Origin of the sequence: Sphingomonas sp. BK036 (assembly GCF_004216825.1) — a bacterium.
Lineage (GTDB): Bacteria > Pseudomonadota > Alphaproteobacteria > Sphingomonadales > Sphingomonadaceae > Sphingomonas.
Genome location: NZ_SGXR01000007.1, coordinates 32,248 through 47,631 on the forward strand (window position 1 = coordinate 32,248; position 15,384 = coordinate 47,631).

Consider the following 15,384-nt stretch of genomic DNA (forward strand, 5'->3'; position numbering starts at 1 on the left):
GGTGCGGTGACCGCAGGCACGATTGAGACGCCAACGCAGCCGGTTGTCGACGAGCCACTCCACTTTTCCGGAAAAGTGACGGTTTTGATCGGGCCGCTGACCTATTCCTCCGCCGTGCTCTTCAGCAACGTGGTGCGCGATTATGGCTTCGGAACGCTGGCTGGAACTGGCGGTGCGGCTCGAATTCGACAGTCCGGAGGGGTGCAGAGCGTGGACTTGCCCAACACGGGCTTAGTTCTCTCATACCCGCGTTTCGTCGTCGATCCGCCCTCCGGATCGCGCGGACCGACTTACCTGCAGCCCGACTATTCACGGTAGTAGATGCAAGCTCAACTCACGAGAACACGCAGCTGAACGGGCGTCCGAAGTTGGGAGGCCTCAAGGGCGGGCTGAACGTCGTGTTTTGGGTCAGTCACCTCCTACGATCGTTAGGTGTATGGCATCTCGCCTGAAACGGTGGCTGGAGGCGCATGTAAATGAATAAACGACCTTTAATCGTATTTGACGTCAATGAGACACTACTGGATATCGAGGTTCTTGAACCTTTGTTCACCAATATCTTTACGACTCCCGGTCGGATGCGGGAATGGTTCGCGCAGGTGATTCTGTATTCGGAAGCGCTGTCGCTAGCCGGGCCCTACGTCGCGTTCGGCAAGCTGGGCGTAGCCGCATTGCAGATGCTTGGCCAGATCCACGGCGTTGCGGTAACGGACGATCATGTTTGGCAGCTCGGTGCGCTGATGACGGATATGCCGGTACATGCCGATGTCGCTGCCGGTCTGGCCGTGTTGAAAGACGCCGGGTTCTCGATCGTCACGCTTACCAACTCGCCGAACAGTGCCGGGCCCGATGTGCTCGACCGGGCAGGTCTGGGGTCGATGTTCGACCATCGGTTTACGGTCGATACCGTGCGGTGCTTCAAGCCGACGCCGGCAACTTACCAACTGGTACAGGACACCATGGCGGCCGCACCGGACACGACCTGGCTGATCGCGGCACACGCATGGGACACGATCGGCGCGCAGGCGTTCGGATGGAAGGCCGCGTTGGTCACGCGTGGCGTGAACGCGCCTCTCGTCCTCGACGGCATTCCCCAGCCGACGCTGGTTGCGCACGACGTCGGTGAGGCGGCGCGCGCGATCGCAGCCGGACGATAGCGGCATGCCCACACGATCCTAGGCCTAGCGTGCGGCGTCTTTCATCATCCCGGCGACCTTGGCCGTTAGCGCTTCCAGCGTGAACGGCTTCGTCAACAGCTCCATGCCGGGTTCCAGATGGCCGTTTCCGACCGCGGCGTTCTCCGCATAGCCGGTGATGAAGAGCACCTTCAGACCGGGCCGCAACGATCGCGCGGCATCGGCGACTTGGCGTCCGTTCATACCGTTGGGCAGCCCGACGTCGGTGATGAGGAGTCCGACCTGCGTGCCTGCCTGCAACATCTTGAGCCCGGCTGCGCCATCGGCCGCACCGATCACGGTGTAGCCGACTTCGCCAAGAACCTCGTCAATCAAATGACGGATTGTCGCTTCGTCGTCGACGACCAGAACGGTTCCTCTGCCAACAGTCGTCGCGGTAGAAATCGCAGCTTCCTGCTCAGGCAGACTGGCATCGCCGAGGTGGCGCGGCAGATAGATGCAGATCGTCGTCCCTATGCCCAATTCTGAGTAGATCCGGACCTGTCCCTCGGACTGGCGGGCAAAGCCGTAGATCATGGACAACCCTAGGCCGGTACCCTCGCCGAGCGGCTTGGTCGTGAAGAACGGTTCGAACGCGCGCTCCATGGTCTCTGCGGTCATCCCGGTGCCGGTGTCGGTGATGCAGATCGAGAGATATTGGCCGGGCGGCAGATCGCGCTCGCGGCCCGAGCGATCGTCGAGCCATTTGTTGGCCGTCTCGATCGTCAGCCGGCCGCCGTCGGGCATCGCGTCGCGGGCATTGATGCTAAGGTTGAGGAGAGCGTTTTCCAGCTGGCCGGCATCGATACATGCAGGCCACAGACCGCCCGCACCGACGACCTCGATATTGATTGCCGGCCCCACCGTCCGGCGGAGCAGGTCTTCCATGCCTGCAATCAACCGGTTCACCTCGATAGGCTTCGGATCGAGCGTCTGGCGTCGTGAGAATGCAAGCAGGCGCTGCGTAAGCGACGCTGCACGCCTCCCTGCGCCCTGTGCCGCCAGCACGAAGCGGTCGAGATCGTCGAGCCGCCCGCGAGCGACGCGCATCTGGAGCAACTCGAGATTGCCCATCATGCCCGTCAGCAGATTGTTAAAATCATGCGCGAGCCCGCCAGTAAGCTGACCGACCGCTTCCATCTTCTGCGCCTGGCGAAGTTGATCCTGGGTCTGGGCAAGTTCCGCCTCGCGCGCTTTCTCCACCGTGATATCCCGACCCGTCGCATAGGTCAGATCGCCAGCCGGTGCGGCAACCCACGCGATCCACCGGAACGAGCCGTCCTTGTGGCGATAGCGATTCTGGACATGGGGCCGCTCGCCAGCCTTCGCAGCCTGATAGGCGTCGACCGTGTCGCGGTGATCGTCCGGCAGGACGAACTCGTTGACATGACGTCCGACCAACTCGTCGGGCTCATAGCCCAGCACCGTCGTCCACGCGGGGTTTACCCGACGGAAGACGCCGTCGAAATCGATGACGAGCATCAGGTCGGGCGAGGTATCCCACATGCGATCGCGTTCCGCAGTTCGCTTGTCGATCTGATCTTCGAGCGTTTCGTTGAGGTCGCGCAATGCCTCCTCCGCTGCACGGCGGGCGGAGATGTCGTTGAACAGGATCGCGACCCGTTGATCGACCGCATCGCCAAAGCGAAAGGCGTAGACGTCGAACCAGCGGCCTAGCGCCGCGGAGCCCTCCTCGAAGCGAACCGGTTCGCCGGTCCGCGCGACCCGTCCGTAGATGTCGTAGAAATGCTCCTCCAGATCGGGGACCGCGTCGCGCAACCAGCGGCCTCGGATCGCCTCGACAAAGCCGGTCTGGCGATAGAAGGCCGGGTTCGCCTCAAGGACGCGGTAGTCGACCGGTGCTGCTGCATCGCCAAGGTCGACCTCGACGATGCAGAACCCGGATTCGATGGAATCGAACAGCGTACGATAGCGCGCGTCGCTGTGGGTCAATTGCTCCCGGCTGACCTGAAGCTCGTCGAAGCGGCGATCGCGGTCCGCGACGGTGCGCCGCAGATCGAGCTGTGCCATGACCTGCCGCGCCAGGACGAGCAGCGTCTCCTGCTGGAGTTCGGTAAATTCCCGCGCTCGGTGATCCAGGACGCAAAGTGTCCCAATCGCCAGTCCGTCCTCCGTCTTGAGCAACGCGCCAGCATAGGCACGGATGTGCGGGTCCCCGGTGACCAAGGGATTGCAATCGAATCGGCGATCCATAGTCAGGTCGGGAACGACGAGGAGATCGTCTTCCAGCAGCGCCTTGACGCAGAATGAACTTTCGAACGGCGTCTCGCGCACGCCGAGGCCGACTTCGGCCTTGAAGAACTGCCGTCCGTCCCCGACCAGATTCACGACGGCAATGGGGGTATCGCAGAGCTTGGCAGTAAGCGCCGCGAGCTCGTCGAACGACCGTTCGCTCGGCGAGTCCATCACGTCGTAGCATGCCAACGCCGCCAGCCGGTGCTGCTCACGATCTTCGAACTCGTCGAGGTTTGCCAATGGTCTAGTTTCTGTACTGAGAGGTGCGCCCGCGGTGCATTATCATCTCCCTATAAACGGGCAACGCACAGATTTTGTCCGCGATCGGACGTCTTGTAGACGCATGACGCGATTGTTCGCGTATCACGCTAAACGAACGTCCGAAGCTGGGAGGCGGGGAGGGGCACGTGAACGTCCGTTTGTGGGCCAGACACCCTGAGATCGGGCAGGCTTAGCCTATCGCTCCACCGATCCATGGCAGGTCACCGCGCGTTACGTATGGTGTATCACCCTTGCAACACGCATGGTATCTGGTAATGCAGCTTACGGCTAGCGCAGCTGGTTTGGCTCTCGCCTGCGCATTGACAGTCTTGGTGACTGACTGGCCTCAGAAACGCGATGCGGCTGCAGCGCCGGTCAAGCGGAGCCAGTTGCCATGCGCGAACGCCGCTTTTTCAGCATCGCTCAGACTGCAGCCTTCAAGGAAGCGACGCGCGTCGCCGCCCTCCCGGTATTGGTAGGGATAATCCGTCGAGAACAGCAGCCGATCCGGGCCGACGACCGCCATCGCTCGTTCCAAATAGTGGGGCAGGAACATGCCACTGGCGGTCACGTACAGGTTGTAGCGCAGATAGTGCGCGATCGGGTTGGACAGGTCCGCGACGCGGTCCATGACCGCCAGCCGCTCCGCGTAGAAGAGGACAAGTTCACCCCAATGGCCGAGGATCACCTGGAGGTTCGGCAAGCGATCGAACGTGCCTGCCAGAACGAGGCGTAGGAACTGGATGCCAGCGTCATAGTGCCATCCTAGTCCTACGGTCGCGAAGGCAGCGTCCACGATCGGCGAGAAGCCGGAGTAATAGGCTTCTCGTACCGGCGCTGGTGGTGTGCGGGGGTGCAGCAGCACGGGCACGCTCAGTGCTGCTGCACAATCCAGAACAAGCGCGAATGCCGGGTCGTCGAGGTGGCGCATGCCAACCCGGCCGCATAGCATCGTGCCCTTGAAGCCTAGCGTCGAAACGCAGCGCTCGAGCTCGATCGCGGCTTCGTGAGGCATGGACACCGGCAGGGTCGCCATCGCCTGGAACCTGGTTGGGTGCTGTGCGACCGCCTCCGCCAAGGCGTCGTTGGTGCGCCGTGCCAACTCCACGCTTTCCGAGCCGAGATCGTGCAGCGCGGGGGTGGTCAACGACAGTACCTGAACGTCGAGGCCGGTTTCGTCCATCAGCGCGAGCCTCTCGTCTGCGAGGGCAATGAGCCGTCGCCCGAACGCGCCTTGATGGTAGCCGACGCTCGGATCGGCCGCTTCCAGCCCGATCGCATGCCATGCGTGTTCGATCGCCGGCGTGAGGAAGTGTTCCTCGATGCCGATCAGCGTCGTTGTTGACTCGGTCACCATGGAACCGTGTTCCCGTTGCGATCGAGGAAGGCGAGACCCGGCTTACCCTGACGGCCGAGCAGTACGTCCACGATCAGGGGCACGCTATCGTCTACAACGAACGGCGCCTTTGGCCCGCCGAGTTGGGTTCGTATCCAGCCGGGTGCCATCAGCACCAGCGCGCGGCGATCCTCTGCATGGCGCGCCGCGTAGCTCCGTACGAGTTGATTGAGCGCCGCCTTGCTGCTGCGATAAACCTCGTGAAGGCCGTTGGTGTTGTTGGTGATGCTGCCTTGGCCCGATGACATGACCCCGATCAGCCCATCGGCTGCGATCAGGTCCCGGCAGGCTTCGATCACGCGCATGGGACCGAGCGCATTCGTCACGAGCACGCGCGCATATTCCTCGGTCGCGATCTCGCTGGCGATTTCGTTCCCCATGTTCGCAGTGCCGGCGTTGACGAACAACAGGTTGAACACCCTGCTGGCGAGACGGTCGCGCAGCATGGCGATCTGTTGCGGTTGCGCGATATCGACGGTCTCGATCTCGATACGATCGGGATGCGCCTCGGCCAGATCGTGCAGTTCGGTTCGGGCGCCCGCGCGCACGGTGGCGACGACATGCCATCCGCGCTTCGCGAACTGACCGGCCAAACCGAGGCCCAGGCCGCGCGATGCGCCGATCAGCAGGATTGTGCCGGGATTGGAGATGTCTTGGGTCATGGGATGCTCCGAAGTATGTCGGGGCAATATCTACTCGGCCGCGATGAATGCGCCAGACGCAGCAGATGCACAGTATCATTGCACCAGACGCCTATCGTGTTGCAACTGGATCGAGCATGGTCGCGGCTATGACCGACCTCGATTTGAACCTGCTTGATGCACTCGACGCGCTTCTGTCCGAGGGGAGCGTGACCGGGGCCGCGCGAAAGCTGGGACTGAGCGCGTCGGCGATGAGCCGGACCTTGACGCGGCTTCGCAACGCCACTGGCGATCCGCTGCTCGTCAGAGCAGGACGTGGCCTGGTGCCGACGCCGCGGGCGATCGAGCTGCGCGATGTCGTTCACGCGCTCGTGCGCGACATTCGAACGGTCCTCAAGCCGCCAACTGGCGAGATCGACATGGCGGAGCTCGACCGCGTCTTCACAATCCGCGCGAGTGAAGGTTTCGTCGAGATGTTCTGCGGTCCGTTGGTAGCCGGCATCGCATCGGCGGCGCCTCGTGTCCGCCTGCGCTTCACGCCGAAGCCTGATAAGAACGCCGAGCCGCTACGCGCGGGGCAGATCGATCTAGAAATCGGCGTACTCGGTGTTTCCGCACCCGAAATGCGCACGCGCCTCATCTTCCGCGACCGGTTTGTCGGGGCGGCGAGAACGGGGCATCCGCTGCTCTCGGGCGCGATCACGCCTGAGCGCTACGCAGCCTGTCGTCATGTCGCTGCGTCCCGCCGTGGCGCGTTCACCGGCCCGGTCGATGCCGCGCTGGCCGACCTGGGGCTGAGCCGCGATACGATGGTGGTCGTGCCGGGCTTCTCTGACGCCTTGCGGATCGCCGGGCAGTCGGACCTGATCGCGCTCGTGCCCGGTTTGGGTTTTCGTCGCAAAGCACCGGGTGCGGAAGGAATTTGCACGTTCCCGCTTCCCGTTCCTACCGCCGAGATTGCCGTGTCGGCGATCTGGCATCCACGAATGGACGCCGATCCCGCACACCGGTGGCTGCGAGAGGCCGTGATCGGGATTTGCCAAAAGATGGCGCCGGACAGCTGAGGTGGGTGGCTCTGCCGAAGTTCCATCTTCAAGCAGCGCCTCCGACTAACCCACCGGCGCTCAGGCGGTCACGATGCGAAGCTGGTTGAACGAGAGAGCGCATCCCACGCGGCGATCTCGGCTTTCATCGCATCAAGCTTCTGATGGACCACGCCCAGCGCGTCCTCGCCCAGGAACAGGCGTACCGGTGGAGTCTCGGCATCGACTATCGCGAGCAAAGCCTGTGCCGCCTTATACGGGTCGCCAGGCTGATTGCCGCTCTTGGCCTGACGCGCCGCCCGGATCGGGTCCATCACGGCGTCGTAGTCGAAGATACTGCGCGGAGTGCGATCCATCGAGCGTCCAGCCCAATCCGTCCGGAACTGGCCGGGTGCCAAGGCCGTCACCCGAATGCCGAAATCCGCCACCTCCTTGCCAAGCGCCTCGGAGATGCCTTCCAACGCGAACTTGCTACCGCAGTAGAAGCTGATCCCCGGCATCGTGATAAAGCCACCCATCGAGGTCACGTTGACGATGTGGCCGCTACGACGCTTGCGCATGCCGGGAAGCACGGCCTTCATCATCGCCACCGGCCCATACACGTTGGCCGCAAATTGACGCTGAAGATCGTCCATCGACGATTCCTCCAACGCACCTTCGTGACCGTATCCGGCATTGTTCACCAACACTTCGACCCCACCGGCGTGCCGCTCTGCTTCGGCCACGGCGGCTGGAATCGCCGCGAAGTTGGTCACGTCGAGGATCAGGGGATATGCGCGGCCAGCCGCTGCGAGCGCAGCGAACGTATCGGCGTCGCTCTCGGTGCGCACCGTGCCGATCACACGGTGGCCGGCAACCAAGGCCCCCTCGGCAAACGCGCGGCCAAGGCCGGAACTTACACCGGTGATCAGGAAGGTCTTGGCGGTGATGGTTGCCACGGGCTAACTCCATTATACTGGGTTTGTATATCATGATATAGATAGCGATATGGCACGGGACAAGACACGGGAGAACATTGTGATCCGGGGTGAGCCCGTGCGCCACCGGGTGATCGATGCTGCGGAACGACTACTGCGGAGTGGCAAGGCCGACTTCTCCATGCGCGACCTCGCCGCCGAAGCCGGCGTCAGCTTCGCCACGCCCTTCAATCACTTCGGAAGCAAGGGGGCGATCATGCACGCCCTCTCCGAACGTCGGACGGACACGATGGCGATGCGCTTCGCCGAAGCGCGGCTTCCGACTGACGCTGCATCCCGCGTGCTGCTTGCTGTCGATACGGCGGTAGCGGTGATGCTGGAGGAACCCGGTGTGAACCGCGCCGTGATGAGCTGGATCGGTACGACCGGTGGTTCGGCGGGTCAGGCCTGGGCGCGCTCTACCGCATTGTGGACGCTCGCGCTGGGAGCAGGCGAGGGCATCCCGGAGAATTGCCGGACCTACGCGCTAGACTGCCTGCCGAGGCAACTCGCCCTAGGGTTTCGCGGCGCCCTGTCGTTCTGGAGCGCTGGCGAACTGCCTGACGAGGCGTTCGGCCCCGACGCACGCGCCGTCGCAAGCACCCTGCTACTGGGCTTTACCGAGCGATCGATATCGCTTGTCTAGCTCTTGGCATGTCTCTGCAGCTAACTATCAACCCGGCATTCCAAAAAACCTTGCTGGGGATCCGCCGTGTGGCCAAGCGCTCCAGCTAATTGTTGCTTACATTAGTAAAGCCGCCCCTCAGCCGCGCATCACCCCGACGTTAGATGGTTGCAGACCTGCTGAATGCAGCCGTCTCATAAATATGAACGAATGACCGCAGTTGGGAAGCGAAGTAGCCAGTGGGAACGTCCGATACTGGGTCTGGCTGGAAGCTGTAGGTCAGGGTGCTTTCGCCCACACCCGGACGTTCAGGTAGGTAACTCGCAGTCTCGAAAACGGACATCTGTTCATCTCGATGATGCCAACCCGCCTCCGCGTTGATGCAAAAATCAAAAGTTTCGCATCACGGCTACAGGTCTATAATCTATCGGCCCATCGCGTGGGAGCAAAGCATTGCTAGCATTAGCCGCGATTGTCCTCGTGCAGTTGACCCCGCTGGCGCTTGCTCAGCGCTATGGGTTGCGGCATGGACGAGTGACGACAACTGGAAGAACATCGCGGACGCTGTCGAGGTTAAGGTTGTGACAATCCGGTAGCATCTCACGACGAGGCCCGAGCTCTTCCGCGTACCGACTGACTACATCGCCAGCTGCAGGATAGGGCAGGGGACCGATGCCCGGTTTCCCTGCGCCCCTCTCATCGGTAGAAGGCTTTAATTCTACGCCTGATCAGCACGGCTGACTGGCAACTTGGCAAGCCCTATGGCCGCTTTGACGGCGATGGCTTTGCGGCGCTCGGCGAGGCACGCTTCATACACGCTTCATAATTGTACCGGGGTTCACGCTGTGAGCAGCTTCTGTTCCTCCAGGTCTTTCGCCACCCGAGACGGCTAGTTCCCTGCGACCACGCTTTGGCGGCACAGCGCTCTTATTTTTAGGCAGAATTAGGGCCCTTTCGGCCCTCTAGTCGATGGCTCGTTAAGTTTTATTAGTTAGCCGGTCCAGATGGATAGCTCTTTATCATCCGTGATCGCATGTATGCGCGACATGCACGACGGTCGTCTGGTCCTCTTCGCAGCAATCGTCTGCGCGATCGGGACCTACGCTTCATTCGCTCTTGCGCATCACGCCGCCCGGGCGAGCGGTACTCCGCGGCTACACTGGGGTGCCGTCAGTATCGTCACCAGCGGCTGTACGGCCTGGGCGACACACTTCATCGTCCTGCTAGCGTTCAAGGCGGGAATGCCAGCGGCCTTCGACCCCATATTGACCGGCATATCGCTGGCGTGCGCAATCTCGGGTATTGGGGCCGGCGTGTCGATCTCGTTACGGGTCCGCAGGCGGTCGTTGCACTTCGTGGCGGGGCTGGTGGTCGGTTTGGGCGTGACGACCCTCCACTATGTCGGGCAATCCGCCTACTTGGTGCAGGGGAGCGTTACATGGAACATGTGGCTGGTAGCCCTGTCGATCGCGGTTAGCCTTCCTACATCCGGGTTTGCTATGATTGCAGCGGGTAGCCGCTCACCGCGTCTGCGCCTAGCAGCGCCGCCGCTGTTGCTTCTGTCGATCGCGCTGCTGCATTTCTGCGGCATGGCAGCGATGACGCTTCGCTTCGATCCAACACAGCGTCTCCCTGCCGATGCTATCACGCCCGATGCGATCACTCCCGTCGTCGCAGGCGTGTCCTTACTGTTGATAGCTCTGGCGGTGCTCGGGCTGCGCTTCGAGATCGCAGCGAAAACGCGACTGAAGCAGGATCGACGGCGCTTGCGCGAACTTGCCGACGTCGCACTTGAAGGGTTGCTGATCTGCCAGGGCGATATCGTAGTCACCACGAACGACAGCGTCGAGTCCATGGCTGGCTATGTGGCTGGCGCCCTGACCGGCAGGCATGTCAGCTCACTACTGCCCGGGCTCGACGTCGCGAGCTTGCCCGAACGCGAAGAACGCGAGATCAACCTCGTTCATGCCGATGGCGGCAAGGTTCCAGTCCGGGTTCTGCGACGGGAGATTGCCTTGGGCCACAAGGTTCAGACGGTGATCGCGGTCCGTGACCAGCGCGAGCGTCTCAAGACCGAAGCCAGAATTCACGAGCTGGCATATACCGATGCCCTGACCGGCATCGCGAACCGTGCGAGGTTCTTCGACCAGCTCGCCTTACACACGGCATCGCGACGCGCAGCTGACCGGCTGTGTGCCGTTATGATGATCGACCTTGATCGCTTCAAATACGTGAATGACACCCTTGGGCATGCTGCCGGCGATATGATCCTCAGCATGGTTGCGGATCGCCTTCGATCGACATTGCGCGAAGCGGATGTAGTTGCCCGACTCGGCGGCGACGAGTTCGCCATTATGCAGGTGGCAGCGGACGAGCCCGACGCGGCATTTGCGCTCGCGGCAAGGATCGTGGCGGTGGTGGAAAACCGTCCGTTCATGGTAGACGGCCAGCCGATCCATCTTGGAGCAAGTGTCGGTGTCGCTTTGTGCCCGAGTGACGGCGAGGATCCAGCTGACCTGATGCAGAATGCCGATCTTGCCCTTTATGCGGCGAAAGCAGACGGGCGGGGCACCTTCCGTCGGTACGATGTATCTCTCGATGAAAAGATGCGAGCGCGGCGCGCCATTGAGGCCGGGCTTCGGACTGCGATCGCGGAGGGGCATCTCGAACTTCATTACCAGCCGTTGGTCGACGCTGCGACGGGCTGTATCAGCTCTGCAGAGGCTCTGGTACGCTGGAACCATCCCGAACGCGGACTCGTACCGCCTGTTGAGTTCATCGGTATCGCAGAGGAAACCGGCCTCATTATCCCACTAGGCGAGTGGGTCCTTGGCACCGCATGCGCTGAGGCCGCGAACTGGCCTGCAAACATGGGCGTGGCTATCAATTTGTCGCCAGTACAATTCAGAGACAAGTCGCTCGTCAAGATGATCTCGGCCGCCTTGGAGTCTGCTGGTTTGGCAGCAGACCGGCTCGACCTTGAGATCACCGAAGGCGTACTCCTCTCTGACGAGCAAGGGACGATGCAAACGCTGAACGAGTTGGTTGCGCTGGGTGTCCGGGTCTCTATGGACGACTTCGGAACCGGATACTCATCACTGAGCTACCTTCGGAAGTTCCCTTTCGACAAGATCAAGATTGATCAGTCGTTCGTCAGCCAATTGCCCGAGGACGATGAGAGCGCCGCGATCGTGCGCGCGATTATTACGATGGCGAAGTGCCTCGGCATGACAACGACGGTCGAGGGCGTGGAGACGCAAGCGCAGTTCGCGTTTTCGGTAGATGCTGGTTGCGATACGCTCCAAGGGTATCTCATCAGTAGGCCGCTTCCTGGTGCGGCCCTCGCGAGCTTTGTTGCGGCCGGTGCGGATCCCTCGCTTGGGCGAGTAGCTGCCTAACTGAGTACCCTATATCGCAGCCCCCCCCCCCCCCCCCGATCCTCAAGCCATGATGTCGACACTGTAGTTAGCAAATTAAGTTCACCGGCATACATGCATAAAACTTGTTGAAGCCAGCTCGATGGAAATAAAGTGGCAGGCCCTCCGCCAACGCCCGCGCTTCATGGACTTATAAAGCCTAACGAAAGGCTGAGAGTACTGTGCCGCCAGTTGTCGTTCTTCGAAAACGCCACCTTATTTTTTCAATATATCTCGTGAGTTGCGTTCGGGTTGACCGACAGCGCACCGAACTAATCGAATAGCTCGGGCGCGGGCGGGCACAACCTTCGGGCACCGCGCTCGCCGGTTCAAACTAATGCATAAGTTAGAGATTCTGTCCCAAACATCGGATAGGAATGCGGTGTAGCATAGCTTGAGAAGCTCGCCTCATGGACGACCAGCCGGTAAACCCATCCAATCTCATTAAATCACGCATGGAGGCCTTGCTGGCGTTGCTAGTGCAAGATGACCATTCACTGCCCGCCACGTGGATGGCGATGGCAGTCGAAGCGATGCCAACGAACGACATTTGATCAGCTACGATGCGGCGGAGGAGTTATCCGCTGCAACCGGTGGAACGTCACATAAATACGTCGTTTGCGATGGCGTATTATCCGATGTATCCCAACGATACCCCACGGATCTCATCATATAAAGATGCCAGATGAATGCAGTTTGGCTAGGTTCATCAAGCGTGGTAGCGTGGTTCTCGGCAGAACTTTCGGTCCTGTTGAATGTCTGGAATGCAAGCTATCCCGCCGTGCATTTTCATGGGATTGCTAATGAAATCGGACAGCGCCAGCCCACTGGTTGGTTTGGTTGAAAAACTTGCGCTTCATGCGCCAATTTCGCACGAGGATCGGATCGCTTTAATCGCGCTCCCATACGCCTCCCGATCTTACGATGCCGGTAGCTATTTGATTCACGATAACGGCAGATCTGATCGATGCAGCATCCTGGTGTCTGGGTTCGCATACCGACATAAGACCAATGCAGCAGGCCAACGACAGATTGTCTCAATGCTTCTCGCTGGCGAGATATACGACCTGCAACAGCTACATCTCCCCACCGCCGACAGCAGCGTCCAGACGCTCACGCGCTGCGAGGTCGTGACGATCTTACACACGCCATTGCGTCAGCTATTAGCAAAGCGACCTTCCGTGGCGCATGCCTTGTTTTCAATGGCATTGGTAGAGCTTTCAATATCGCGCGAATGGACACTGAATATTGGGCGCCGCGACGCACGCACGCGTACCGCGCATTTTCTGTGCGAAATGGCGTTCAGGCTCGAAAAGGGAGGCATACCGCACGGTCAGCCATACGAACTCCCAATGTCGCAGCAGCAGTTGGGCGACGCTCTTGGGTTGACGACTTTTCAAATCAGGCGGGCCGTCAAAACTCTCGTTACCGACGGCTTGATCGTCCAAAGCAAGCGCAGTGTGACAATCCCCGATTGGGATTCATTAGTAACGGAGGCGGAATTCGGCAGTCAATATATGCATATGCTTGCTGATAGATCGATGGAGCATGTTCAGTAAAAGTGGATCAATATAGCTATGGCGGGGAGGTTTTCCGCTGGAGCTACAGGCGCTTGAGCAAACGGGCTATATAGCTTTCACGCAATGGAAAATGCAGTTCATCAAGATTATCTTGAAATCGGAAAAATCCATGAACAGCCCAAGAAATAATGTGCTTCAAGTTCTATAAATTTCGCCAGCTGATGCTCGCCAAGGTATCCGTACGGTCCGCAGTTTTAATTTGGCAGTGCAATACGGAAGCTGTTTTGCGCTGACGGCCTCATCAGCGCCGCAAAGCGCACAATTTCGCGGAGCGTTGCGGCGGCAAGCGTTCCCTGACTGCCCGGACCGTATCGGTTTCCTTTGTGACGCCACAATGTCGCAAGTTCGTCCCATGGTACATGGAAACAGTCGTTTTCGATGTCTACGTTAGGCGCCATTTTTATGATCAGCCGCTGCACATCTAGTTACATGAGGGCGACCGGCGCTGTTTTCATGAATAATATCCTACGCACCGCGCCTTAGGCAGGGGCGGCACGCGCATGAAAGGGGCATAGATTGCGGACCGCCGTTCCACTGCGACTATGGCTATAACATTCACCTCGGTGAGGACGTGTTTCTCAATTTCGGGTGCACGGTGCTCGATGTAGCGCCAGTGCGGATCGGTGCGGGCACGCAGATCGGTCCGGGCGTGCAGATTCTCACCGCCGATCATCCGCGCGATCCGGCTCAGCGTGGCCAAATGCTCGAGTTCGGGCGGTCAGTTACCATCGGTCAAAACGTCTGGATAGGGGGTGGGGCACTGATCCTGCCCAGCGTCACCGTCGGCGACAACGCGATCGTCGGGGCAGGCAGTGTCGTGACGCGTGATGTTCCCGATGGCATAACCGTGGCGGGCAATCCCGCTCGCCTGTTGAGATAGTTCTAGGGTCAGGGCCCATTCATGTAAAAGGCGCTACTTGATTCACGCTCGGTGAGAAGGCGGAGGATGGAGCTACCTGTACTCCTGACGGAGTAGCAGATGGCGTGCCTGCAGCCATATTTCCTAAATAGCCATGGCAGGCCGCGAGTTGACGACCGGCGGATGTTGAGCGACATCGTTTTTGTCAACCGTAATGGGCCGCGATGGCGTGATGCGTCCAGCGACTATGGCCCTCCCAAGACGCTCTATAATCGCTGCAAGCGATAGGGCGGGATGGGCGTGTTTCTCCGCAGATGGAGGGCTTGGCTACCGCTGATGCCGATCCTAAGACCGTCATGATCGCGCGACGTATCTCAAAGCGCACAGCACGGCATGGGGCCTGCGAGCTAAAAAAGGGGATCTCGGGCGCCCGATTGGTCGCATTAAAGGCGGTACGAACACGAAGATTTACGCTGTGACCGATGCAAACGGCCGCCCACTGAGCTTCTTCATGACCGCTGGACAGTTCAGCGACTACATCGGTGCGGCCGCGCTGCTGGACGATCTGTCCAAGGCACAGTGGCCGCTCAGCGACCGCGGCTACGATGCCGACTGGTTCAGGGATGCCTTACAGGTCAAGGGCGTCCAGCCGTGCATCCCGGGTCAGCGATCCCGGCTCGAGCCCATCAAATGCGACAAGCGCCGCTACAGGCGCCGTAGCCGCATCGAGATCATGTTTGGGCGGCTAAAGGACTGGCGTTGTGCAGCTGCCCGCTACGATCGGTGTCCTACCGTCTTCTTGTTCGCCACTGCCCTCGCTGCACCGTCTTGTTCTGCCTTTAAGCAACGAGCCCTGACCGTACCGAAGCACTGACACATCCTAACAGCTATCTTGTTAAAGCTGATACTTGACGAGGATCAATACGAATTACGTACCGCGCGATAACTTCGCGCTACTGCTACGCGATCCAGCGCCGAGGGCAGATCCCAGACTGAAAACCTTAACTTGTCAGCGCCTTGGAGCGGAAATGCCCTATGGGAGGTTCAAGCGATTTGGCGACGGCGGTATAGCCCGGATTAGATAGCGAGCCGGACGACCCAGTGCTATAAAAGCTGTAATTGCAAAGACCTACATCGCGAAGCGGTGCCACATTCGGAATCAGCGCAAGCTCTCGT

Annotated in this window: 11 protein-coding genes and 1 pseudogene; 8 read left to right on the forward strand and 4 right to left on the reverse strand. The window is 60.3% G+C overall.

The annotated features are described in order from the left end of the window. The first annotated feature begins 6 nt into the window (after positions 1–6). Positions 7–318: a S41 family peptidase gene (locus tag EV283_RS16015; protein ID WP_130327049.1), complete on the forward strand. Its 312-nt coding sequence runs from the start codon at positions 7–9 to the stop codon at positions 316–318. Positions 319–476: 158 nt separating this feature from the next. Next, positions 477–1,157: a haloacid dehalogenase type II gene (locus EV283_RS16020; protein WP_130327051.1), complete on the forward strand. Its 681-nt coding sequence runs from the start codon at positions 477–479 to the stop codon at positions 1,155–1,157. Positions 1,158–1,181: 24 nt separating this feature from the next. On the opposite strand, the gene EV283_RS16025 is transcribed toward EV283_RS16020, so the two are convergent. From EV283_RS16025 to EV283_RS16035, 3 genes are all read right to left on the reverse strand, one after another. Beyond that, a complete protein-coding gene (locus EV283_RS16025; RefSeq protein WP_130327356.1) occupies positions 1,182–3,602 on the reverse strand; it encodes a PAS domain S-box protein in 2,421 nt (806 codons plus the stop codon). 436 nt (positions 3,603–4,038) lie between these two features. Further along, positions 4,039–5,049 carry an amidohydrolase family protein gene (locus tag EV283_RS16030; protein WP_130327053.1) on the reverse strand — a complete coding sequence of 337 codons (1,011 nt, stop codon included), beginning with the start codon at positions 5,047–5,049 and terminating at the stop codon, positions 4,039–4,041. Then, positions 5,043–5,750: an SDR family oxidoreductase gene (locus EV283_RS16035; RefSeq protein ID WP_130327055.1), complete on the reverse strand. Its 708-nt coding sequence runs from the start codon at positions 5,748–5,750 to the stop codon at positions 5,043–5,045. The genes EV283_RS16030 and EV283_RS16035 overlap by 7 nt, the downstream gene beginning before the upstream one ends. Before the next feature lie 128 nt (positions 5,751–5,878). Between EV283_RS16035 and EV283_RS16040 the strand changes: the two genes are divergently transcribed. Continuing rightward, complete coding sequence (locus EV283_RS16040) at positions 5,879–6,793, forward strand: LysR family transcriptional regulator (protein WP_130327057.1); 915 nt, start codon at positions 5,879–5,881, stop codon at positions 6,791–6,793. A 68-nt stretch (positions 6,794–6,861) separates the two neighbouring features. On the opposite strand, the gene EV283_RS16045 is transcribed toward EV283_RS16040, so the two are convergent. After that, positions 6,862–7,710 carry an oxidoreductase gene (locus EV283_RS16045; protein ID WP_130327059.1) on the reverse strand — a complete coding sequence of 283 codons (849 nt, stop codon included), beginning with the start codon at positions 7,708–7,710 and terminating at the stop codon, positions 6,862–6,864. 49 nt (positions 7,711–7,759) lie between these two features. Here EV283_RS16045 and EV283_RS16050 point away from each other — a divergent pair, with 49 nt between their 5' ends. The 5 genes and pseudogenes from EV283_RS16050 to EV283_RS16075 all read left to right on the forward strand — a co-directional run bounded on the left by EV283_RS16050 (position 7,760) and on the right by EV283_RS16075 (position 15,082). Further along, the gene (locus EV283_RS16050) at positions 7,760–8,374 is read left to right on the forward strand and encodes a TetR/AcrR family transcriptional regulator (protein WP_130327061.1); all 615 of its coding nucleotides are present in this window, start codon (positions 7,760–7,762) and stop codon (positions 8,372–8,374) included. 1,016 nt (positions 8,375–9,390) lie between these two features. Next, positions 9,391–11,751: an EAL domain-containing protein gene (locus tag EV283_RS16060; protein WP_242616014.1), complete on the forward strand. Its 2,361-nt coding sequence runs from the start codon at positions 9,391–9,393 to the stop codon at positions 11,749–11,751. An 821-nt stretch (positions 11,752–12,572) separates the two neighbouring features. Then, a complete protein-coding gene (locus EV283_RS16065; RefSeq protein WP_165391806.1) occupies positions 12,573–13,328 on the forward strand; it encodes a Crp/Fnr family transcriptional regulator in 756 nt (251 codons plus the stop codon). 634 nt (positions 13,329–13,962) lie between these two features. Beyond that, positions 13,963–14,229 (forward strand): DapH/DapD/GlmU-related protein, encoded by a 267-nt coding sequence (locus EV283_RS16070; protein ID WP_278044233.1) that lies wholly within the window; start codon positions 13,963–13,965, stop codon positions 14,227–14,229. A gap of 99 nt (positions 14,230–14,328) precedes the next feature. Then, positions 14,329–15,082: pseudogene (locus tag EV283_RS16075) on the forward strand (IS5 family transposase). Positions 15,083–15,384 lie beyond the last annotated feature (302 nt).

Excerpts from the sequence above, each read along its gene's own strand:
- EV283_RS16020 (WP_130327051.1), top strand. The coding sequence starts at position 477 with ATGAATAAACGACCTTTAATCGTATTTGACGTCAATGAGACACTACTG.
- EV283_RS16025 (WP_130327356.1), bottom strand. The coding sequence starts at position 3,602 with ATGGACTCGCCGAGCGAACGGTCGTTCGACGAGCTCGCGGCGCTTACT.
- EV283_RS16030 (WP_130327053.1), bottom strand. The coding sequence starts at position 5,049 with ATGGTGACCGAGTCAACAACGACGCTGATCGGCATCGAGGAACACTTC.
- EV283_RS16035 (WP_130327055.1), bottom strand. The coding sequence starts at position 5,750 with ATGACCCAAGACATCTCCAATCCCGGCACAATCCTGCTGATCGGCGCA.
- EV283_RS16040 (WP_130327057.1), top strand. The coding sequence starts at position 5,879 with ATGACCGACCTCGATTTGAACCTGCTTGATGCACTCGACGCGCTTCTG.
- EV283_RS16050 (WP_130327061.1), top strand. The coding sequence starts at position 7,760 with ATGGCACGGGACAAGACACGGGAGAACATTGTGATCCGGGGTGAGCCC.
- EV283_RS16060 (WP_242616014.1), top strand. The coding sequence starts at position 9,391 with ATGCGCGACATGCACGACGGTCGTCTGGTCCTCTTCGCAGCAATCGTC.
- EV283_RS16065 (WP_165391806.1), top strand. The coding sequence starts at position 12,573 with ATGAAATCGGACAGCGCCAGCCCACTGGTTGGTTTGGTTGAAAAACTT.